At 65.5% G+C, this 20,892-nt stretch carries 17 protein-coding genes, 1 tRNA gene and 2 pseudogenes; 7 read left to right on the top strand and 13 right to left on the bottom strand.

Going from position 1 to position 20,892, the window contains the following annotated elements; genetic code table 11:
* Positions 1–17 precede the first annotated feature (17 nt).
* Both XH89_RS05065 and XH89_RS05060 read right to left on the bottom strand, forming a co-directional pair.
* Positions 18–287, bottom strand: coding sequence for a helix-turn-helix domain-containing protein (locus XH89_RS05065; RefSeq protein WP_194466020.1), 270 nt, complete (start codon positions 285–287; stop codon positions 18–20).
* Positions 288–588: 301 nt separating this feature from the next.
* Positions 589–1,110, bottom strand: coding sequence for a MarR family winged helix-turn-helix transcriptional regulator (locus XH89_RS05060; protein ID WP_194466019.1), 522 nt, complete (start codon positions 1,108–1,110; stop codon positions 589–591).
* Positions 1,111–1,287: 177 nt separating this feature from the next.
* On the opposite strand from XH89_RS05060, the gene XH89_RS05055 reads away from it, so the two are divergent.
* From XH89_RS05055 to XH89_RS05045, 3 genes are read left to right on the top strand one after another with little or no spacing between them, the layout of a single operon-like run.
* A complete protein-coding gene (locus XH89_RS05055; RefSeq protein WP_194466018.1) occupies positions 1,288–2,328 on the top strand; it encodes a branched-chain amino acid ABC transporter permease in 1,041 nt (346 codons plus the stop codon).
* A 7-nt stretch (positions 2,329–2,335) separates the two neighbouring features.
* Positions 2,336–4,105, top strand: coding sequence for an ATP-binding cassette domain-containing protein (locus tag XH89_RS05050; protein ID WP_194466017.1), 1,770 nt, complete (start codon positions 2,336–2,338; stop codon positions 4,103–4,105).
* Positions 4,102–4,833 (top strand): ABC transporter ATP-binding protein, encoded by a 732-nt coding sequence (locus XH89_RS05045; RefSeq protein ID WP_194466016.1) that lies wholly within the window; start codon positions 4,102–4,104, stop codon positions 4,831–4,833. The genes XH89_RS05050 and XH89_RS05045 overlap by 4 nt, the downstream gene beginning before the upstream one ends.
* A gap of 100 nt (positions 4,834–4,933) precedes the next feature.
* On the opposite strand, the gene XH89_RS05040 is transcribed toward XH89_RS05045, so the two are convergent.
* On the bottom strand, positions 4,934–5,476 hold the full coding sequence (locus tag XH89_RS05040; protein WP_194466015.1) for a disulfide bond formation protein B: 543 nt from the start codon (positions 5,474–5,476) through the stop codon (positions 4,934–4,936).
* Between the two features lie 162 nt (positions 5,477–5,638).
* Here XH89_RS05040 and XH89_RS05035 point away from each other — a divergent pair.
* Positions 5,639–5,723, top strand: a tRNA-Leu gene (locus tag XH89_RS05035).
* A gap of 202 nt (positions 5,724–5,925) precedes the next feature.
* On the opposite strand, the gene XH89_RS05030 is transcribed toward XH89_RS05035, so the two are convergent.
* From XH89_RS05030 to XH89_RS05005, 6 genes are all read right to left on the bottom strand, one after another.
* Positions 5,926–8,223 carry a heavy metal translocating P-type ATPase gene (locus XH89_RS05030; protein WP_194466014.1) on the bottom strand — a complete coding sequence of 766 codons (2,298 nt, stop codon included), beginning with the start codon at positions 8,221–8,223 and terminating at the stop codon, positions 5,926–5,928.
* 142 nt (positions 8,224–8,365) lie between these two features.
* A complete protein-coding gene (locus XH89_RS05025) occupies positions 8,366–9,319 on the bottom strand; it encodes an RNA polymerase subunit sigma-70 (RefSeq protein ID WP_246767743.1) in 954 nt (317 codons plus the stop codon).
* A gap of 116 nt (positions 9,320–9,435) precedes the next feature.
* A complete protein-coding gene (locus XH89_RS05020) occupies positions 9,436–10,194 on the bottom strand; it encodes an SDR family NAD(P)-dependent oxidoreductase (RefSeq protein ID WP_194466012.1) in 759 nt (252 codons plus the stop codon).
* Between the two features lie 29 nt (positions 10,195–10,223).
* A complete protein-coding gene (locus XH89_RS05015; RefSeq protein WP_246767742.1) occupies positions 10,224–10,664 on the bottom strand; it encodes a DUF3237 family protein in 441 nt (146 codons plus the stop codon).
* A 63-nt stretch (positions 10,665–10,727) separates the two neighbouring features.
* Complete coding sequence (locus tag XH89_RS05010) at positions 10,728–11,522, bottom strand: SDR family NAD(P)-dependent oxidoreductase (protein ID WP_194466011.1); 795 nt, start codon at positions 11,520–11,522, stop codon at positions 10,728–10,730.
* 136 nt (positions 11,523–11,658) lie between these two features.
* Complete coding sequence (locus XH89_RS05005; RefSeq protein WP_194466010.1) at positions 11,659–12,120, bottom strand: DUF6314 family protein; 462 nt, start codon at positions 12,118–12,120, stop codon at positions 11,659–11,661.
* A gap of 94 nt (positions 12,121–12,214) precedes the next feature.
* Between XH89_RS05005 and XH89_RS05000 the strand changes: the two genes are divergently transcribed.
* The gene (locus XH89_RS05000; protein WP_194466009.1) at positions 12,215–12,448 is read left to right on the top strand and encodes a hypothetical protein; all 234 of its coding nucleotides are present in this window, start codon (positions 12,215–12,217) and stop codon (positions 12,446–12,448) included.
* On the opposite strand, the pseudogene XH89_RS04995 reads toward XH89_RS05000, so the two are convergent.
* A pseudogene (locus XH89_RS04995) lies at positions 12,418–12,555 on the bottom strand (helix-turn-helix domain-containing protein); the annotation flags it as partial. The gene XH89_RS05000 and the pseudogene XH89_RS04995 overlap by 31 nt on opposite strands.
* 308 nt (positions 12,556–12,863) lie before the next feature.
* On the opposite strand from XH89_RS04995, the gene XH89_RS04990 reads away from it, so the two are divergent.
* Both XH89_RS04990 and XH89_RS04985 read left to right on the top strand, forming a co-directional pair.
* Entirely contained in the window at positions 12,864–15,557 is a 2,694-nt protein-coding gene (locus XH89_RS04990) for a DUF2235 domain-containing protein (protein WP_194466008.1), read from the top strand.
* 75 nt (positions 15,558–15,632) lie between these two features.
* Positions 15,633–15,818 (top strand): annotated as a pseudogene (locus XH89_RS04985) (DNA-binding response regulator); the annotation flags it as partial.
* A gap of 1,999 nt (positions 15,819–17,817) precedes the next feature.
* Here XH89_RS04985 and XH89_RS04975 read toward each other — a convergent pair.
* The 3 genes from XH89_RS04975 to XH89_RS04965 all read right to left on the bottom strand — a co-directional run bounded on the left by XH89_RS04975 (position 17,818) and on the right by XH89_RS04965 (position 20,851).
* Positions 17,818–18,285 (bottom strand): hypothetical protein, encoded by a 468-nt coding sequence (locus XH89_RS04975; protein WP_194466006.1) that lies wholly within the window; start codon positions 18,283–18,285, stop codon positions 17,818–17,820.
* A 9-nt stretch (positions 18,286–18,294) separates the two neighbouring features.
* On the bottom strand, positions 18,295–20,037 hold the full coding sequence (locus tag XH89_RS04970) for a hypothetical protein (RefSeq protein ID WP_194466005.1): 1,743 nt from the start codon (positions 20,035–20,037) through the stop codon (positions 18,295–18,297).
* A 127-nt stretch (positions 20,038–20,164) separates the two neighbouring features.
* Entirely contained in the window at positions 20,165–20,851 is a 687-nt protein-coding gene (locus XH89_RS04965) for a hypothetical protein (RefSeq protein ID WP_194466004.1), read from the bottom strand.
* Positions 20,852–20,892: the final 41 nt, after the last annotated feature.

Here is a 20,892-nt window from a genome sequence, read left to right as displayed (position 1 = left end):
CGCGCGCGTCGTCATCGCTACAGCCTGCCCGCACTCGGGGGTGGGGACTTCAGCCGCACACCGCGGCCCCCGGCGCTCGACGCCGCACCCTCGGCGATCAGCTCGATGCCCGCAACCGACAGTGCCTCGACCAGCTTCATCAGGGAATCGACATTGCCGCGGATCAGCCCTTCGGAGGCCTCCATGCGCTGGATCGTCGGCAGCGACAGCGAACTGCGCTGCGCAAGTTCGCGCTGGTCGATCCCAAGCAAGGCTCGGGCGGCCCGAAGCTGCGCGGCGGTGATCACGGGGCAGGATCTCCGTGGCAATTACGGTGATTGATTTGCCAAGCTTAAATGATACAAAATGATGCTTCAAGCATCATTTTGTATTTGCAGCGCATCATTGCGATCGGCATCCTCGGAGCGCACGCCCCCCCGCATTCCGCCATCACGCTCGTCAGGCCCGTCGTTGTTCGTGTGGCACGGAGTGAGCGGAGCGACGAGGATGCCGGGACAAAACCTGGTCAAGCCCGGGCGTGACGACCGTACCAATGCGGCGCGGGATTCCGGGGTCGCACTCGCGCGCAGCCCAGAATGATTGTCCGCCTCAAAAGTCGTTCGCGATCTTCGACAGCATCTCGATCAGGGCTTCGCGGTTGGCCTGGCCGAGCAGCTCGTTCAATCGCGACTCGTGCTTGGTGGCGACGAGCTTTTTCGCCCTCGAAAGCACGGCCTTGCCCTTGTCGGTCAAAACCAGAATGTGCGAGCGGCGGTCATTGGTGGAACGGATCCGGGCGCAGAGGTCGCGGCTCTCGAGATTGTCGAGCATGGCGACGAAATTCGGCCTGAGGATGCCGAGGGTAGAGGCGATCTCGGTCTGGTTACGGCCCGGGTTCTTCTCGACCAGCAGCAGCACCGAGAACTGCGCCGGCGTCAGCTGGAGCGAGGCCATGCAGCGCAGGAAATTCTCGAACACCTTGAGCTGCGCCCGCTTCAGGACGTAGCCGAGCTGCTCCGAGAGCTCGCCGAGCTGGAGGGCGTCGGGCAGGCCTTCGGAAGCGTCCTTGCGGCCCTTGGCTGCGTCACCAGCCTTTTCGGAGGACTTTTCAGCGGTTTTGGAAACGGTCATCGCCTCGTGCTCGTAATCCCGCTAAATTTGGAGCGGGTCATCCCCCACCCTTGAAGTTATATTCGATAATTGTTATGGACCATATCAAATATCGTCAGCGTATTTCAATGGCTGTGTGGGGACCATCCACCGCAATCGCGGAGACCGGTCCTCGATCTTGAGGGGGAGCGTCCGGTCTTGAACACCACCATCATGCTGTTCCTGCTGCAGGACGGCATCACCAATGGCGCGATCTATGCGCTGCTCGGCCTGGCGCTGGTGCTGGTGTTCGCCGTCACCCGCGTCATCCTCATTCCCCAGGGCGAATTCGTCACCTATGGCGCGCTGACCTATGCCTCGCTGGCCTCGGGCCAGATGCCGGGCACGGCCAAGCTGGCGCTGGCCATGGGCATCACCGCCTGCGCCTTCGACCTGTTCGTGGCCCGCAAGGCGCTGCATGGCCGGCTGATCGTCCGCAGCGTCCTCGCCAACATCGTGCTACCGGCCATCGTGCTGGCACTGACGATCTATTTCGCTGCCCAGAAGCCGCCCGTCGCGGTCTGCATCGCACTGTCGCTGGCGATCGTCGCGATGATCGGCCTCTATCTCTACCGCATCGCGTTCCAGCCGCTGGCGCACACCTCGGTGTTGGTGCTGCTGATCGCCTCGGTCGGTACCCATCTGGCGCTGCAGGGCCTCGGCCTGTTGTTCTTCGGCGCCGAGGGCCAGCGCGGACCGGCGGTGCTGTCGGGCGCCTTCACCGCGGGCTCGCTGCGCTTCACCGGCCAGAGCCTCACCGTCTACGGCATCACCATCGCCTTCATCGTCGGGCTCTGGTTGTTCTTCGGCCTGACGCTTTACGGCAAGGCGCTGCGCGCCACCGCCGTCAACCGCCTGGGCGCGCGGCTTGCCGGCATCCGCACCACGCTGTCGGGGCAGATCGCCTTCCTGCTGGCGTCCGTCATCGGCGCGCTCTCGGGCATCATGATCGTGCCGATCACGACGCTCTATTATGACTCGGGCTTCCTGATCGGCCTGAAAGGCTTCGTCGCCGCGATCGTCGGCGGCCTCGTCAGCTACCCCCTGACCGCTGTCGCCGCCGTGTTCGTCGGTATCGTCGAGGCGTTCTCGTCCTTCTATGCCTCCAACTACAAGGAGGTGATCGTGTTCATGCTCCTGATCCCCGTGCTGCTGCTACGCTCGCTGGCCGCGCCCGCGGTCGAAGAAGAGAAGGACTGAGGCCAAGATGCAGAGCCGGCTTCCCATCCTCGTCTTCGCAGCTTTGATGGCGGCGATCCCGTTCATTCCGGGCATGCCGCCGTTCTGGATCGTGCTGCTCGACAATATCGGCCTCGCCGCGCTGGTCGCGATGGGCCTCGTGCTGCTGACCGGCGTCGGCGGCCTCACCTCGTTCGGCCAGGCCGCCTTCGTCGGCTTCGGCGCCTACACCACCGCGGTGCTGACGACGGCCTACGGCCTGTCGCCGTGGCTGACGCTGCCGCTGTCGCTGGTGGTCAGCGGCTTGCTCGCGGTCCTGCTCGGACTGATCACGGTCCGCCTGTCCGGCCATTATCTTCCCCTCGGCACGCTCGCCTGGGGGCTCGGGCTGTTCTACCTCTTCAGCAAGCTGGAGTTCCTCGGGCGTAACGACGGCATCTCGGCGATCCCGCCGCTGTCGGTCGGCACGTTCAGGATGCTCTCGCCCGGCTCGATCTACTACGCGATCTGGGTCGCCGTCCTCGTCTCGGCGCTGCTCACCATGAACCTCCTGGACTCCCGCACCGGCCGCGCCATCCGCGCGCTCAGACGCGGCCATGTCGCGGCCGAGGCATTCGGCGTGCACACGCCGCGCGCCAAGCTTCTGGTGTTCATCCACGCGGCCGTGCTCGCCGGCCTCTCCGGCTGGCTCTACGCCCATCTGCAGCGCGCAGTGACGCCGACGCCGTTCGGCGCCCATGCCGGTATCGAATATCTCTTCATCGCAGTGGTCGGCGGCGCCGGCTATGTCTGGGGCGGCGTGCTGGGTGCGGCGATCGTCGTGATCCTGAAAGAGGTGCTGCAAAGCTATCTACCGCTGATCCTGCCAGGCTCCGGCCAGGTCGAGACCATCGTGTTCGGCATCATGCTGGTAGCCCTGCTCCAACTCGCGCCCGGCGGCGTCTGGCCCTGGCTGATGTCGTTCCTGCCCGAAAGGTCGGGCGGCCGGAAGCCGGACACCGCGCTGAAACTCGAGGCGCGCTCGCGCTCGCCCGGCCAGTCCGACATTCTGCTCCAGGTCGAAAAAGCGCGAAAACAGTTCGGCGGGGTGGTCGCGGTCAACAACGTTTCCTTCGACGTCCAGGCCCGCGAGATCGTCGCCCTGATCGGACCGAACGGGGCCGGCAAGAGCACCACCTTCAACCTGATCACCGGCGTGCTGTCGGCAACGTCAGGCTCGATCTCGGTGCTCGGCAGAAAGGTCGACCGCGCGCCACCGCAGGAGATCGTCAAGCTCGGCATCAGCAGGACCTTCCAGCACGTCAAGCTCGTCCCCGACATGACGGTGCTGGAGAATGTCGCGATCGGCGCGCATCTGCGCGGCCGTTCCGGGCCACTCGCCTCGATGCTGCGGCTCGACCGCGCCGATGAAGCAAAGCTGCTTGCGGAAGCCGCCCGCCAGATCGAGCGTGTTGGGCTTGCCGAACAGATGCATCAGCTCGCAGGCAGCCTGTCGCTCGGCCAGCAGCGCATCGTCGAGATCGCGCGTGCGCTCTGCGTCGATCCGCTGCTGCTGCTGCTCGACGAGCCGGCCGCGGGCCTGCGCCACATGGAGAAGCAGCAGCTCGCAAAGCTGCTGCGCGACCTGCGCGACGGCGGCATGAGCGTGCTGCTGGTCGAGCACGACATGGGCTTCGTGATGAACCTCGCCGACCGCATCGTGGTGCTCGATTTCGGCACCAAGATCGCGGAGGGCACGCCCACCACCATCAAGACCAATCCCGAAGTGATCAAGGCCTATCTCGGAGTGGCGGCATGAGCGCGCTGTTGTCAGTCACCGACGCGCATGTCGCCTATGGCAAGGTCGAGGCCGTGCGCTCGGTCTCTCTCGAGGTCGGCGCGAACGAGATCGTCACCATCGTCGGCGCCAACGGCGCCGGCAAGACCACTCTGCTCTCGGCCATCATGGGCGTTTTGCCTCTGAAGGGCCGCGTCACCTTTGCCGGCCAGGACCTGGCACGGCTCGACATCGAGGACCGCGTCGCGATGGGCCTGGGCCTGGTCCCTGAGCACCGCGAATTGTTCGTGACCATGAATGTCGAGGACAATCTCGAGCTCGGCGCCTTCCGCATCGAGAAGAGCCGGGCCAAAGTCTCGATCGAGCGGATCTACACGCTGTTTCCGCGCCTCAAGGAGCGGCGCAAGCAGCTCGCCGGCACCCTGTCCGGCGGCGAGCAGCAGATGCTCGCGATGGGCCGCGCGCTGATGGGCGAACCAAAGCTCTTGATGCTGGACGAGCCGAGCCTCGGCCTTGCGCCGATCATCGTCGCCGACATTTTCCGCATCGTCACCGAGCTCAAGGCCAGCGGCGTCTCCGTGCTGCTGGTCGAGCAGAACGCGCAGGCCGCGCTCAAGATCGCGGACCATGCCTATGTGATGGAGCTCGGCGAGTTCGTGCTGAGCGGCAAGGCCAGCGACATCGCGGCGAACGAGCGGGTGGCGGCGAGCTATCTCGGCTTCCAGCACGAAGGCGCGAGCGCGATCTAGGCTCTTTGTTTGAGCATGATCTCCGCGCAAACGCGTTCCGCGTTTGTCGTGAGGGAAAACCGCTTCACACTTTGCGCTAACGCGGCCCGCCGGGTCCGGATCATGCTCGCTGCGCCGTCCGCACAAAGCCCCAGGCGGCGATCGCAGCCATCAGCAGCGAGATCAGCACGTTGTAGCCGGCGAGCGAGAGGCCGAGGAAGCGCCACTGCACCTCGTCGCAGCGCACGACCTTGACGGTGTCGAGCCGCGACAACAGATCGCCGGCATTGCCGAGATTGACGACCGGGCCAGAGCAGTCGGTCGGTCCCTTCCAGAACCCCCATTCGACACCGGAATGGTAAGTGCCGAGACCCGCATTGGCGAGGGTTGCCAAAGCGAGGATCGCCAGCCCCGCCAGCAGCAGCGGCCGCGGCGCGCCGCTCCGTGCCGCCAGCGCGGTGAGCGCCCCGAGCGGGATCGCGAGATAATAGGCGTAGCGCTGCTCGAGGCAGAGCGGACAGGGCAGGATCTCCAGGACCAACTGGAAGAACCAGGCGCCCGCGATCGTGGCCGCCGCGATCAGGGTAACGGCCAGCGAGGCAGTCAACGCGGGGCCGCCGACTGCGGGGCGAAACGCTTGTATTGCGGCACTCTGGGTCGTCACGGCGGCCTTCTCCGGCTAGGGGCTTGGATTTAAGCCTCTAACCCCGGCCCAAGCGCCTGTCGAGAACGGCGGGGATCACTTTGGCGCGGGTTGACCCCGCCTTTCCCATGGCTATAGTCCGCCGGCTTCGCGACGCCCTCCTTCCGGAGGGGCCGACCGAGGGCCCCTGTGGCGGAACTGGTAGACGCGCTCGACTCAAAATCGAGTTCCGCAAGGAGTGCTGGTTCGATTCCGGCCAGGGGCACCACGCTTCGCCCGTACGGGCTTCGCGTGGCGCGGCCATGCGAAGCCGAAGGGGCGAAGCGTGTCCGGCGAAGCCACTTGGCGAAGACGGACCGTCGCAGCACAACAGCATTTCAGGCTCCCCAACGAATTTCGTTATCCCGAACAATGGAATTGAGACGGCCGTAGCCCTGCTTTGCTTCAGGGCCGTCGCGTGAATGGCGAACTCAAGCTGCCGTCTGAGCCGCTACGGCTTCGTAAATGTCCTCCTCCTGAGCGGTGTGCATGCGCACCAGCGTTTCGATCGCCTCGATCACCCGTTGGGCATCCCGGACAAGATAGCGATCGACCTTCTCCGACGGCAGATCCTCCACAATCCGATCGAGCAGCCTTGTCAGGTGCAGAATCTCCCGATGGGCGCGGCTCATGGCAGAGAGGCCGTGGCGTTCGCGGAGCACCTCCGCAAGCTTCGGATAGACGCTGTCCTCGTCCTCGCGCTCATGCATCACGACGCTGCTCTGAACAAGGCGCTGGGCCTCCATTATCAGCGCCGCAGCGGATTCGGGCGTCGCATCATCCAATGCATCGACGATCCTGCGCACCCGGTCGAGGTCCTTGAAGAGGGCCAGATGATCGTGATGCAATGCCAGCCCCTGCTCCGCGCTGATGCGTGCGCCGCCCCTGGCAAGGGCCGGAGTAAGCGCCCGCAATGCGTTCAGAATGACCGCAACGTCGATGATCTCCTGGACGATGGCCGCGGGCACGGGATCGAGCCAGCCAACGGTTGCAGCGACCATTGCCACCAACGACAACCCCATGCCGACAACAATGCTTTGCAGGGCGATGCGTCGTGCTCGCTGCGCAATCATGATCGCCTCGCCGACGCGATCGAGCCGGTCGGCCAAGATCACCACATCTGCGGCCTCGGACGACGCGGTCGCGCCGCGCGCGCCGAGCGCGACCCCGATATCGGCCACGGCCAGTGCCGGGGCGTCATTGATGCCATCGCCGACCATGATGGTCGGATGCAGCCGCTGTTCCGCGCGGACTGCCTCGACCTTGTCTGAAGGAACGCGGTCGGCCAGCACGGCGTCGAGGTCGAGCGCTGCACCTATCGCCTGCGCTGCCGCGGCGCGATCGCCCGTGACCATCACCATTCGCGCGATGCCGGCATCGCGCAGCAGCCGGATCGCTCGCGGCGTATCAGCCCGCAACTCGTCGGCCAGCAGCAGCGCGCCGATCGGACGGCCGTCCACGGCGACGAAGACGATCAGGGCCGAGCGCCATGAAGCGCGCCGGATCGCCCGCAGCTCCCAAGGCAACAATTCGGCATGCGCGCGAAGCAGCTCTCGCGAGCCCGCAATGACCCTTCGTCCCTCGACCAGGCCGCTCAAGCCGGTGCCCATGGTTTCCTTGACTTGTTCGGGCGCTTTCAGCTTGAGGTGGCGATCGAGGGCTGCAGCGACGACAGTCTTGGCAAGCACGTGATGCGAGGCCTGCTCGAGCGATGCCGCAAGCTTGAGGACCTCGTCTGGATCTTCCCCGGGAGCGACCTCGACAGAAAGCAACCGTGCCCCTCCGACGGTCAGGGTGCCGGTCTTGTCAAACAGCACCGTGTGCGCGCGAGCCAGCGCTTCCAGCGCCCCTCCACCCTTGGCGAGGATGCCGCGCCGGGCCGCGCGCGCCACCCCGGCGATGAAGGCGACTGGTGCAGCCAGGATCAGGGGGCAAGGTGTCGCCGCCACCAGCACAGCAAGGCTGCGCGTCAAATCACCGGAAATCCACCATGCAAGGAAGGCGACCGCGAGCGTCACCGGTAGAAGGATCAGCGCAAAACGATCGGCCATCCGCACAAAGGGAGCCTTCGCCGTTTGGGCTGCCGTCACCATCCGCACGATGCCGGCGTAGGTGCTCTCGCCGGCCGGCGCGGTCACGGTCAATTCGAAGGTCTCGCCCGCGTTCAACGAACCGGAAAGCACTGCGCTGCCGCGTGTCTTCTCGACCGGAATGGGTTCGCCGCTAACCGCGGACTCGTCGATGGTGGCCGAGGCCGAGCCAACGATACCGTCGACCGGCACGATCTCGCCCGCCCTGACAAGCAGCTCTTCACCCACCGACACTGCCTCGATCGGGACTTCCTCGATCCCCCCGTTGCCTTTGCGGTGTGCCTGCCGCGGTGCGCGATCGACCAGGGAGCGCAGGTCACGCTCCGCCCGGGCGATCGCGATATCCTCCAGCACGTTGCCGCCGGAATACATCAGCGCAACCACGACGCCAGCAAGCGGCTGGCCGAGCGCCAACGCCGCGATCATCGACAGCAGCGCAATCGCGTCCACTCCGAAGCGACCGCTCAGAAGATCTCTGACGATCGAGACCGCCAGTCCGCCGATCACGGGCGCGGTGCCGAGTTTCCACGCAAGATCCGCAAGATCAGGCCGGCCCGCCACCCGCGCGAGAATACCCGCGGTCAATCCTGCGATTGCAATCGCAACCAGGCCCCATCGCAGGACCCGCTCAAACGACATGGCTTGGTTCCATAGCTACACGGACGTCACTCTCTCCCGAAACCGGCATCGTCGCTTGAGCAGAATCAAACGCCCAGTCGAGGATTGCCATCCAGAAGTCGTCCGAGGAGGAGGCCCATGCGAGGCGGCTCAATGAGCCGGGTCAGGGCTCCAGCACCGCCGGCAGCCGGAACGCAGTGAAAAGCTTCTGGGCGAGCGGCTGCATGAACATCGTCATCGCCGCGATCCGCTCCTTGTCCAGCGCCAGGAGCTGGATGGAGTGGGCATTCCAGCGCCTTTCCGCGCCGAGGGAGTAGAGGGCGAATGCCGGCTGCAGGTTTGCGCCGACAGTCACCAGCCTGAAACCGCGATAAGCGGGCCAGACGGCCCGGAAGAAATCCGCGATCGAAGAACGGCCCCGATACCACTCTCGCCAGGGAGGCATCGAATAGACGGCGTCTTCCTTCAGCAGCGAAACGAACCGCTCCAGGTCGGCGCTTTCCCAAGCCAGCACGTAGCGCTCCAGCAGGCTTCGCTGATGTTCATCGGCGGTCGGGGCCTGCCGAACGTCACGGTCGAGCGTGACCAGCTTGGCCCGCGCCCGTTGCAGGGCGCTGTTCACCGAGGCCACCGAGGCGTCGAGCACAGCGGCGACCTCGATCGCTGACCAGCCCAAGACGTCGGCCAGCAGCAGCACGGCGCGCTGGCGCGGCGGCAGTTGCTGGATGGCGGTGATGAACGCGAAACGGACAGACTCGCGCAGCTCGTAGCGGGCGTCAGGCCCTCCGGCTGGATCCGGCAGGCTCTCGAGCTCGGCGTCGGGATAGGGCTCGATCCACAGCGTTTCCGCATCCGGCCGCCCCTGCGGCCTCTGGGTCGACGGGCCTCCCAGCTGGTCGGGCATCGTCCGGCCGTGCTTCGAACGGCGCGCCATATTGAGCGCGACGTTCGTCGCGATCCGGTAGAACCAGTTCTTGATCGAGGCGCGCGCCTCGAAGTCGTCGAAGCCCCGCCAGGCCCGCAGCATGGTCTCCTGGACCGCGTCCTCGGCCTCGTGAAGCGATCCCAGCATGCGATAGCAATGCAGCTTGAGCGCACGGCGATGCGCTTCGGCCACGCGGGCGAAGTCCGCTCGGCTCGGCGGCGCAACGTTTGGAGAACCGACCGACGTCCTGTCTCTCATGACGATACCATTTGGCGGCACCATTGAATTGCTGCAGTCCCGCTCTTCCCTCAGTTTGCCGCGGCGACGCCATTGGCCGAAACGGTGAAGATCGCCCCTGCCTCAGCCGGCGGCTTGACCGCGGCTACGAGCACCGCCTCGGCGACATCAGCGGGCGACTGGCGCGCGCCCATGTTCTCGAGGAACTTCTGCTGGGGAATGCCGAGGTAGCGGGCGTAGCCGGTCACGGCGGCCTGCCCGAGCTCCGTCTCCGGCATGACACGGGAGGGGACGAGCGCGACGAAACGGATGCCGAGCTCGCGGCGATCGGATTCGGCCTGACAGTATTTGGCAATGAACATCTGCATGCGCTTGGCGCCAGCGTAGCCGCCCGAGATCGGCGACCCGCCGAGGCCGGCCCCGCTGGAGATGATCACCACGACCGAGCCCGGCGCAAGCGGCAAGTTGAGCGCCTCGCGGCAGAACAGGAAGGCCATCTTGGTGTCGACTTCCCAATTCACGCCGAATTCGGCCCAGGTGAGCTCGGGGATCGGACGGACTGGCGGGGTGGCCCCGCCGCAGATCACCAGCAGATCGGGCCTCGTCCTGGCGAAGACCTCCTGCGGCGCGGCTTCCGAAGCGGCGTCCAGCGCCAGCGTGTCGACGCGCATTTCCTTTGCGAGATAGGAGAGACCGCGCGCCTGCCTGGCGACCGCCAGGACATGCGCACCTTCGTCCGCAGCACGCCGTACGATCTCGCGGCCGACGCCCCGGCTGGCGCCAAGGACGACCACCCGCTTGCCCTGCAGCAATCCGTTTTCCGACAACATGGCTCAAATCTCCCAAGCGCGCCCCAATCTCAATGCAGATACGCGTCGATGTGGATCTTGCCTGTAGCCAGGTTCGCGTAGCCCGCGCCCCAGGCCGGTCGTGCGTTGACCCAGGCATAGGCCGCGGCGGCCGTGGTGAGGTCGATCTTCACAGCCAGGTCGACGATCGGCTCACCGTCGCGCGGGGTCCCGACGCCGTCGGCGGAAAACGCGATCCGACTGCCATCCTCGGTCTCGATGGTCGCGCGGAGATCGAGCTCCCTGCGGCCATCGGCACGGACACGCAAATAGTCGATGCCTCGCATCGTGCCCGTCATACGGCCTTTGATCGGTCCCGCGAGCGCAACGTCGAATTGAGCGCCGTGCAGCGGCACATTCTGTTGCCCCGCTAACACGGCCTGCATGTTCACGCCGTATTCAGTCACACTGATGATGTCGAGATCGTATTCGAAGATCTTTTCGTAGCTCATGGCTTCTCTCTCTTAAGTGTCTCCACAAACCTGGCGTCGCTGATCGCCGGCAGCAGAACGCGCTCAATCGACGATCAACCCGCCGGTCAGGTTCGCCACAGTTCCGGTCATGCCGCTGCCCCGATCGGAGACCAGGAAGGCCGCCATGTCCGCCACCTCGCAGATGTTGCTCGAGCGCTTGCGATGCGTGAGGCTCTCGATGAAGCCCAGAAACTGCTCGCGCGGGATGCCCATCGCGTTGGCATGCAGCCCGAAGACGACCTCGATTGTCTCCGTCTCCGGCATGCCGGTCGAACGCAGGCAGATCGCGCGAATACCTCTCGCACCGAATTCGGCGGACAGGTTGCGGTTCAAGGCTTCCATCGCCGCCCAGGCGGGACCCATCCCTCCGACCAGAGCCGCACCGAGCCGTGCGGGTTCAGGGGTGTGCATCAGCAGCACACCGGAGCCTTGCTCGGCCATTCGCCGTGCCGCCGCTCGCGCCGTCAGGAAGTGCGATCGCATGTAGGCGGTGATCGGCGCGGTGAAGCTGTCGACCGACAGCTGGGCAATCGGGATCCCCTGGGTCCCTGGCTGCGGGATCGGCGTGATGGCGTTGAAAGACACATCTAGCCGCCCGCTGGACTTGAAGACCGCGGCCACGTGGCTTTCCACGGCCTCTTCGTCCAGAGCGTCGACCTGAAAGGCCGTTGCTGTTCCGCCTGCTGCGACAATCTCCTTGGCCACGCGCTCGACCTTGCCGAGCGTGCGGCCGGAGAGGAAGACTTTGGCCCCTTCGCGGGCGAATGTCCGCGCCACGGCGCCGCCGATGGCCCCGCCGGCGCCGTAAACGACCGCTGTCTTGTTTTCGAGGAGCATGACGAGTCCTTTTCATCTCGAGTTCGGTGCGGAGGCCGGTTTGGCCACCGTCATCGCTCATAGAGACCCTCGGCACCCCGGAGACTCATCGGCGTCGGCGGAAAAAATTCGGGGCATCGCGAAGCGACAGCAGGCCTCACGCCTTCCGCCTATAAGTCGTGACCATCGTGTAGTCCTTGCGCGGACCTGACACGGCGTGGCGAATGACAAAGCTGCCTTCGGGGCGGAAGGTGTAGGTCGACTGATAACGGTCGAAACCACACAGATGGTCGGCGCTCCCGTTCAAGGCGCCGTCGTCGGACGCAACCAGTTCGACCGTGTGGAAGAGCCGCGGCGGGGCCTCCTTGAAGAAGACGTCGAATCCGCGGCCGTGCCCGTGGAAGACGTACTCGCGCTCAGCCTCGAGTTCTGTGCCGGTCAGGAGCTTCAATCGTCCTTGTTCGCGATAGGCCAGGCCGTCCGGGCCTGACGGCGTGAAGGTCGCAAGACCCTGCATGCTCCCCTGCCCCTCGATCAGCCTGTCGAACGACCAGGAGCCGGTCAGCCGCTTCATCACCTCGGAGCCATCACCCCAGCTGCCGGTCACAGTCACGTTCATATCCTTCGGGCCTCGACCACCAGCGACGCGTTCGACTTTGCCGGGCCAGTACCTATATCCTGGGGCGGATACGTGTCGATGCAGTGAGCATGTGATGGCCAGGAGACCCACGACCGAAACGGATGCCGGCGACCTGCCCCGCTACTTCGTCTGGGTCCGCGGCCTGGAGGGGCCCGAGCCGCAGAAATGGGAGTCGATGGATTTCGGCGTCGGCGACTGGAAGCGGCCGCTGGTGCTGGCCTGGCGGGAGCTGTCGGCTGACGAGCGGCGCCTGCCGCTGTCGATGCTGGCGCGGCGCTATCCGCCGCCGCGCGTAGAAGCGTCGTAGGCGCGATCCCTCACTTCCCCCCGCGCCGCGGTCGGCGTCAGCCCGAACCTGCGGCGAAAGCAGCGGTTGAAACATGAGAGATCGTTGAAGCCGCAGGCAAACGCGATTGTCGCTGATGCGGCCTTCGCGGGGCGGCGCCCGCCGCGGCAACGGAAAATAGGGCCGGACGACCGCGCTTCGCAATCGCGGCCGCTTCACAAACAGGAGAATGCCCGGGCATACCCGGGCATTTTTTTCGCCGATTGTGGTGCAGATCATAGTCAGCCGGAGCGGGACGGCGCGATCCTCATTGCTACTTGAGCGTGATCATGGGCGAAATACATCCGTTACTTCATCGCGAAACCACTGATTGAATTTTTGGGATGCCGGCCGAGCGGGGCTTGAAGCATCCTCAACTGCATTTCGGGAGGGGTCCATGACGCACCAGGACGGGGCGTTGCATGACGGTCCTGCAAGGCCGGACCATACGCACGACGATCCAGTTTCCGACGCGACTGCGGCCGGCGCGCCGAAAGGGCGCAAGCTGGTGCTGTTCGCCGACGGCACCGGCAACGCCTTCACGACCCAGGAATCCAGCGTCTGGCGACTCTACGAGGCGCTCGACCACACCCAGCCCGACCAGATCGCCTACTACATCAAGGGCGTCGGCACCGCCGGCTGGGCGCCGCTCGCCGCGCTCGATGGCGCCACCGGCATCGGCGTGCCGGCGAACGTTCGCAAGCTCTATCGCTTCCTGTGCTGGAACTGGCGACCCGGCGACGAGATCTACATCTTCGGCTTCAGCCGCGGCGCCTTCACCGCGCGCACGCTGGCGGCATTGATCGCGAGCCAGGGGCTGGTGCCGGCGGTGATCGACAAGGTCGCGGTGTCGCATGCGGAGATGCAGCGCAATACGATGGCCGCCTGGCGTGAGTATCGCAAGGAGTCGGTCGGTTATCGCAGCCTGCCGACGATCTGGATCGTGCGCTGGATCCGCGACGTCCTGATCTATCTTTATGACCTCGTCTTCCGACATCGCTCCTACGCGAAGGTTCGCGAGGCCATGGACGGCCGCAAGGACATCAAGATCGAATTCCTCGGCCTGTTCGACACCGTCGAGGCGTTCGGCGTACCGGTCGAGGAGCTCCGTGTCGCGATCGACTGGGCGATCTGGCCGATCTCGTTCAGAAACTACCGGCTCTCCGACAAGGTGAAGCACGCCTGCCATGCGCTGGCGCTTGACGACGAACGCACCACCTTTCATCCGCTACGCATCGACCAGGCCGACCTTGCCAAGGGGCAGATCGTCAAGGAAGTGTGGTTCGCGGGCGTGCATTCCGATATCGGCGGCGGCTATCCGGAATCCACCTTGTCTTTCGTGCCGCTGGTGTGGATGGCCGAGCAACTCGGCAGCCAGCTCCGTTTCCAGGACGGCACGATCGAGCATTTCCGCGAGTACCAGTCGGCCATCGGGCCGATGCACGATTCACGCAGCGGCGCCGGCGTGCTGTATCGCTACGGCCCGCGGCCGATCCATGACCGCGCCGAGGATGGCGGGGCGCCGGTGGTGCACTTCGGCGTGGTCGAACGCATGCTGCACGGATGCGACAATTACGCTCCCCTGATGCTGCCGGCCAGTGCGAGGGTGCTGCTGCCGGACGGACAGGTGCTGCCGCTGACGCGGGACGAGACGCGCAAGGCCATGCGGTCCGCCTATGCGAAGCGGGAAGGCGATGGTCGCAAGGCAGCCGAAGCCGACGCGTTCATGGCGATGAGCCCGCCAAATCCCGAGATGGCGCGGCAGGTCCTCGACACCGTGTGGTGGCGCCGCGTGGCCTATTTCTCGCTGGTGATCGCGCTCATCGTCTTCGCCGCATGGCCCTGGATCGCACGCACCGTCGTAGGATCGTCCAAGGCGCACGGGCTCGAAGATACCGCCCTGCTCAAATGGATCACTGCGATCGACAACGGCACGAGCACCGTCGTCAAGCCGTTCGCCGATCTGCTCGCGAGCGTGCTGCCATCCTACACGGCGCCGTGGCTTGCCATTGCGCTCTACTATCCCTTCCTGACCACAGTCCTCGTCCTCATCATCCTGATCGCCTGGAACAGGAATGCGGCGCTGCGCGACAGCATTCAGGAGCGCGCTCGCCTCGCCTGGTACCGCCCCGACCGGATGGCATCGCGAAAGCGGGTCAGCAAATCCGGCTGGCTGCTCGCAATCGGCCGCTGGATGCGATTGCATGCCTGGCCGGTGCGCATGGCCTTCACCAACGTCCTGATGCCTGCGATTTTCCTCGCCGCCATTTTCGGCTCCGGTCTGCTGCTCCTGTCCCGCGGCTATTTCGACTGGCGCGCGGGCGTCGGCGATTTCTGCAAGAGCAGCGCATCGACGCAAGCTGTCGGCGACACGCCGGCGACGGCGCGCGGCGGCGAATTGTTCGACGTCAGCGATTTCTGCTGGGCCAGCCGCCTCGCGGTCGAGAAGGGCCGCAAATACCGCGTCTGGATCGAGATGGCCGATCCGTGGTTCGACCGCACCATCATGACCGGCCTGAACGGATTCAGGACCCCGCCGGATCCGACCCATCGCCTCGCCGTTCCCATCCTGCGGCTCCAGGGCGCCGACTGGTTCCAGCCGATCGTGCGGATCGGCGCACGCGGATCGTACGATCTGCCGCTGCAAGCCATCAACGGGTTGCCGGCGAGCGACCTGCCGCGGCGGGTCAACGCGACGGTGCCGGACTATGAGGACGACAGCAAGGACAACTACCCTGTTCATGTCGAGGACTCAGCGGAGTTCAAGACGCCGGGCAGCGAATTGAACCGCGTGTGGAAACCGTTCGGGGATTTCGAGCCGATCCCGCAAGCCGCGCTGCCGGCGGCGCGCGCGCTCTGGCACAGGCAGGGATTGTCCGAGCTGTTCGTCGCGGAGTTCGAGGCGCCGGAGGCCGGCGAGCTGTTCTTCTACGTCAACGACGCCGTCCAGATCTTCCCGCGCCTGATGTCGACGCGGCATGCGCCGCGCTGGCTCGTTCCGGTCCAGGGCCGGCGCGTCCAGTTCTACAAAAACAACAGCGGAACGGCGACGATCCGAGTCCAGCGGTTGCCAGCGCCCCCGCCCCCATGATTATGGGTGTCGCGCGTATGGCCGCGGCTAGAGTGGCGCGCGCGCCGCGGGGGACACGCGGCCGGGACCATAATCATGACGGACCAGGGCGAGACCGGTGAGGCCATCACCATCCTCCTCGTCGAAGACGACGCTCCGACCTGCTGGCGCCTTCAGGATGCGCTGGTAAAAGCTGGCTACGAGGCGCGCACGGCCGGCACGCTGGGTGAGGCCCGCAGCGCGCTGGCCGCCGGCGCGCCGCGCGTGCTGCTGACCGATCTAGTATCGTGGGGTGGGCAAAGCGACAGCGTGCCCATCACTTCTGTTTGGTGGGCACGGCGCTTTTGCGCCTTTGCCCATCCGACGATTGTGGACGCGCAGAGATCTCGCTAATTCGTCAGCCCATAGACGTCGAGCTGTCCGTTATAGGTCGGGCGATAGATCCGGCCTTTCCAGACGATCGGACGGTTGAACTTCGGATGCATGAAGGCGTGCTCCGGGCCCCAATTCTCGCTGTCCCAGATCACCTGCATCCGCTTCGAGCCATCAGGATTGGTCGCGAAATTCTGCGCGTCATAGACCAGGAAGCGGCCGGGGCTCAGCATCATGTTGCTGTCCTTGTAAGGCACCATCGCAACGACGATGGCGTCAGCGCCGTTATTGGCCGCGAGTGTGATGCTCCAGCCGGGCATGCCGCCTGACGGCCGCGGCGATTGCGGCGAAGCGATCTCATTGGATCCGGCAAGATAGGTCGAGGTCCCGTCTGGAGCGATCGACCAGGCCCTGAGCGCACTATTCTCACCACCGACAATATGCATCACCCCATGCGTGGCGGACGAGAACAGCAGCGGCGTTCCGTGCAGATGCCGCGTCGCACCGCCCGGAAACAGATTCAATTGCGTCGGCGATGCCGGCGCCGGCGGCACGGCGGGATCGAAATACGTATAGAGGATCGGCGGCATCTTGAGCTTGCCATAATTGGCAGCGAAGTGACCGGCCGACAGGTCAGCCTGCTGGGTATCGCCGAGCGCCGCGGCGTTGGCGGTGTAGAGAATGCCGTCCTTGCCGGCCGCAAGCACGGCCTGGGCCGATGCGACATGGACCGGACCACCCGATCCGAAATCCTGGTCGCTCCAGGCCGATTCCTTCATCCCGGCCAAATGTCGTGCCACCACCGGCGCAATCTCCGCATCCATGACGTCGGGCCCTGACGTCACCGCCACATGCGCCGTCTCCCGCGCATGAAGCGGCGTGAGCGCCATTCCCATGCGCTTGGCATGGCCGATCACCGCGGTTAGCGAGACGTTCGACGGCAGCGCGTGCGCGTCGTCGTCATCGTCTTCAACCGCGGCCGCGGCGGCAGCGCCGACACGGTTGGCGTCCGTCCACGGCGACCACCACGACAGCACCTCGAAATGCGCGTGAGCGCCGGTGTGCAGCGCCAGCCGCACCACGCTCTCGCCGAAATCGCCATGCTGCGGCGAGAACGCGCCGTTGCCGGTGATGACATAGATCGAACCATCAGGGGCAATGGCGGGGCCGGCCCCGCTCTGCCATAGCCCGCCGCCCGAGCCCGTCACGGTGGAGCACCACGCGGCCGCAAGATGCCAGGCATGAACGTCGACCGCGATTAGCCAGCCCCGCGCCGCCGCCGACGTCTCCCTGACCGTGCCGAAGGGAATCAGCACGTGGTTCTGCGTCAGCGTCAGCGCGCTGCGTTGCTTGCGCTGGATCGAGACGAATTTCTGCACCGGCAATCCGCCCGGCGGGGTGTAGACCGCGCCCTCCAGATTGAGGAGATCGTGCGCCTTCGAGCCGTCGCTGATCCGCAAGGCTGCGAGAAAATGCTGGGCCTTGGCCACGCTGCCGTCGTCGCTGATCCAGGCGCACGCATAGAGAATGCCGGCGGCCTCGTCGATCACGGGGGTCGAGAGGATTCCCCAATTGACGTTGGTCATGTGACCATCGATGGCGGGCGTTCCGACGATGGGACGGCCGAGATTTGTCGCCCAGATTTTTTCGCCCGTTACCGCATCGAAAGCGTAGACCCAATTGCCCATGGTGGCCTGGAAGATCAGGTCGCGGCTCTTGCCGTCGGCCGTGCGGACGCCGCCGACCGCGAGCGGCTGCGCCTCGAGCCGGGGATCGTCGGGAATGGGGATGCCGAAGAGTTTTACGATTCCCTTGGCGCGCACCGCGGTTGCGGTCAGCACCGTCTCTGCGTTGTTCGTGCCGGTCCTGGCGAGATCGTAGCTGCGGGTGGTGACGGAGGCGGCCATGGTCAGGCTCCCCAGACGAGCAAGCTACCGGTCGCGATCAGGCAAACGCCGGCCAGCGGTCGTTCGTCGTGCAGGCCTGCGCGCCACCAGTTCAGCACGGCGGCTCCGCAGCCGAAGCCGAGCCCGGCCATGATCGCGCTCGACAGCGCCGCGAGGAGCGGCGCATCAGGCGTGCGCAACACGACATTGTCGATCGCCAGCAGCGGCGGCAGCACATAGAGCCAGCCCGGCGCGTCGAGCAGACGTTGCGCGATGGATCGCCACAACAGTAGTGTCGCGCCACACGCCATCAGCAGAACCGCGGCAAGACCGCCTGCGAGCGGCGCGCTGGCTCCGAGTGCCGAACCGAGCCCGTCGCAGAGGCCGAACATCAGCGCGAGCGGCAGGACGTGACGCTGCGGCATGATGAATGCGAGCGCGAAGGCGACAATCAGACTGTCGGCGGAAGTCCACAACAGATGCAACGACATGGGACCCTCTCAAATGATTTGTGGGGCAAGGTAGGTAACATCGATCGAAAATGTCGCGCCGTGCGCCGGCAACTGTTGGCCCGCCACGCGAATATGATGTTCGCCGCCCGCGCCGACCGCTGCTTCCGCGCCGACATGATCGCCGCGGCACACGGTCTCGAGCACGCCGTGCCCCTGCGCATCGGTGACTGTCACCTTGAGCGAGCCGTCCGCCGATAGGCCCTGGCGATCGAGGCTGATCTGGAGGGTGATCTTGCTGCCCTGCTCGATCCAGATCCGCGCCGCCTCGGTCTCGGCATTGGTCGCCGGCAGCGTGTCGAGATCCGCCGCGCCAAAGATCGTCTGCGTGGTGTGGCGCGGATGCCGGATCGACGCGAGATTGAGGCCGGCGCGCGAGAAGCACAGATAGCTCTGTCCCTTGCTGAAGGCGTTGCTCGGAATCGTGAAGGTCGCAACGCCGTTTTCATCGGTTGAGATATCGGGATGATGGCCGGTGTAGTCGTGCAGCTGCACATGGGCGCCGAACGCGGTCTGGCAGCTGATCGCGCGCGCGTTCATGGTGTCGAAGTTCAGCGCGGTCAGCAGGCCGGGCGCGCCGGTCCTGTTGAGCACGATCACCTTGTCGTCCACGAATCGACCACTGGTCGGCCCGTTCGCCAGATGCTCGTGGATCCAGATTAGATTGTCGATCCACGGCTTCAGCCCGTAAGCGCCGGGCCAGACGCTCGGCGGGAAATAGTCCTTACCGTAGACGAAGGGGTAGCCCTCGATTGACAGCAGGAAGGCGTAGGCGAGCAGCTTGTTGCTGATGACCTGCTGGCCCGGTGAAGTATCGGTGTCAGGATTGTCGACGAAGGTGCAGGTGAGATCCGGACGCCAGCTCGTATAGCCGGCGCCGTCGAGCACGCGCGCGTTGCCGCCGTCGCAGGCGGCCTGCAACGCCCAATGCATCGGGAAGTCGGCAACGAGCGACCGGCCGCTGAGCGGCGGTTGCGTCGCCCAACCGTTGAGGATGGCGCGATTGCCGTCGAAATACTCCGAGTAGAAGAATTTCGAGGCCATCACGCCATGGGTCATGAACTCGTGCACGAAGGGCGCCCAGGTGCCCTTGACGTCGTCGAAACGCGCCCCGTCCGCGCCCGTGGTGCGGAACACCCATTCGCCGAAGTCGAGCGCATCCTCGATCGTGACGCGCGGCGGACGGCAGCGCTGATAGGACAGTTCGCGGCCGAAAGGAAAATCGTTGGGCGGGCTCGGCACATCATCATCGGGCAGATCGTCCGGCGGCACGCCGCGAAACCAGCCTGGCGAGGTTGCGTGCCGTCCATTCAGCGTCTGCCCGTCCGCGCCGAGATAGCGAAACACGCCGGGTCCGCCATTCTCGCCGCTGCGCTGATGCAGCACGAGATCGAGATAGACGTCGATGTCGCAGGCATGCGCGACCGCGACCAGGCGCGTCAGCGACGATTTGGCGCCGTAGCGCGTGGCGACAAAGCCTTGCTGGTTCTTGCTGCCGATGTCGCGCGGATCGAACACGCCGTAGCCGTCACAACCAGGCCCCGCGCCGCCTTGCGCCTTCGACGTCGGCGGCAGCTGGATTGCGGTAAAGCCGACATTGCGCAGCGCGCGAGCATGGGTGGTCAGGAAATCGAGCAGCCAGGGCGCGCCGCGTCCGTCGACCGGCGCCGGCACGGTGACGCGTTCGCCGTGCGGACCGAAGAAGCGTCCCCAAGCTAGCAGCGCTACTCCCATGACGCGGCCTCTGGCTGGCTGCGTCAATCATGACTCGCACTGCGATCATCCGGAAGTTGAAAATTGAGGCAAGCGCTGCCACAAAACGAACCGCCGCTCACGATCGCGTGCGCGGCGGCGTCGGGCGCTAATCATCATCGTCGGAGCCAAACAGCCGGATTTGCGGGAAGCCGCTGCGCGGCCGGCTGGCATAGTCGCGTCCGCTGGAATCTTCGCGGATGTTGCGCGCGACGTCATCCCAGTTGGTTTGATCGCGCCCGCCGCGTGCATCGCGCTGATCATAGCGGTGGCGCTCGGCCCAGCGCTCGTGCCGCTCGGCCCGCCGCCGCTCGGACGCGGCGCGCTTCAGGTCAGAATCCCTGGCCTTGGCATAAGCATTGTCGGGAGAGGATGCCGGTTCTGTGGAAGCCTGCTGTTCGACCGGCTTTGCCGGAGACGGAGGCGATGGCGTTGGCTTGGATGGCTCAACAGCCGCTGCCTGCGGAGGTGGCGGCGCCGACGGCTCAGCATTGGCCTGCGCCGTCCCCGAGTCGGGCTTGGAGTCGACTTTGGCTTCATTCTGCGCCTGAGCCGGTGCGGCAATCATCGCGCTGAATGCCTGTGATCCCGAGAGATATTGCACGCGCTCCGAGGGCGCATTCGTCGCGGCCGGCGCAGCGGCCTCATTGCGTTGCGCCATCCTGCTGGTATCGGGCCCCTGCTTGGGCGCGATTGGATTCATGATGTTGCCGGCGACGATGCCACCACCAAGGCCAATGGCAATGGCGACGACGATCGTTCCGGCGCCGACGAAATAAGCTGTCGAGACGCGCATTGGCCCACTCCGTGTTTGAAGCGAGCAACGCGGTGGGATTG

The organism is Bradyrhizobium sp. CCBAU 53340 (genome assembly GCF_015291645.1).
In the GTDB taxonomy this organism is placed as follows: domain Bacteria; phylum Pseudomonadota; class Alphaproteobacteria; order Rhizobiales; family Xanthobacteraceae; genus Bradyrhizobium.
The sequence above is the reverse complement of the archived record's forward strand: the minus strand, read 5'-3'. Positions and strand labels throughout refer to the sequence as shown.

Excerpts from the sequence above, each read along its gene's own strand:
- XH89_RS05000 (WP_194466009.1), top strand. The coding sequence starts at position 12,215 with ATGGCCAGGAGACCCACGACCGAAACGGATGCCGGCGACCTGCCCCGC.
- XH89_RS05050 (WP_194466017.1), top strand. The coding sequence starts at position 2,336 with ATGCAGAGCCGGCTTCCCATCCTCGTCTTCGCAGCTTTGATGGCGGCG.
- XH89_RS05010 (WP_194466011.1), bottom strand. The coding sequence starts at position 11,522 with ATGCTCCTCGAAAACAAGACAGCGGTCGTTTACGGCGCCGGCGGGGCC.
- XH89_RS04990 (WP_194466008.1), top strand. The coding sequence starts at position 12,864 with ATGACGCACCAGGACGGGGCGTTGCATGACGGTCCTGCAAGGCCGGAC.
- XH89_RS05060 (WP_194466019.1), bottom strand. The coding sequence starts at position 1,110 with ATGACCGTTTCCAAAACCGCTGAAAAGTCCTCCGAAAAGGCTGGTGAC.
- XH89_RS05020 (WP_194466012.1), bottom strand. The coding sequence starts at position 10,194 with ATGTTGTCGGAAAACGGATTGCTGCAGGGCAAGCGGGTGGTCGTCCTT.
- XH89_RS04970 (WP_194466005.1), bottom strand. The coding sequence starts at position 20,037 with ATGGGAGTAGCGCTGCTAGCTTGGGGACGCTTCTTCGGTCCGCACGGC.
- XH89_RS05030 (WP_194466014.1), bottom strand. The coding sequence starts at position 8,223 with ATGTCGTTTGAGCGGGTCCTGCGATGGGGCCTGGTTGCGATTGCAATC.
- XH89_RS05015 (WP_246767742.1), bottom strand. The coding sequence starts at position 10,664 with ATGAGCTACGAAAAGATCTTCGAATACGATCTCGACATCATCAGTGTG.
- XH89_RS05005 (WP_194466010.1), bottom strand. The coding sequence starts at position 12,120 with ATGAACGTGACTGTGACCGGCAGCTGGGGTGATGGCTCCGAGGTGATG.
- XH89_RS04975 (WP_194466006.1), bottom strand. The coding sequence starts at position 18,285 with ATGTCGTTGCATCTGTTGTGGACTTCCGCCGACAGTCTGATTGTCGCC.
- XH89_RS04965 (WP_194466004.1), bottom strand. The coding sequence starts at position 20,851 with ATGCGCGTCTCGACAGCTTATTTCGTCGGCGCCGGAACGATCGTCGTC.
- XH89_RS05045 (WP_194466016.1), top strand. The coding sequence starts at position 4,102 with ATGAGCGCGCTGTTGTCAGTCACCGACGCGCATGTCGCCTATGGCAAG.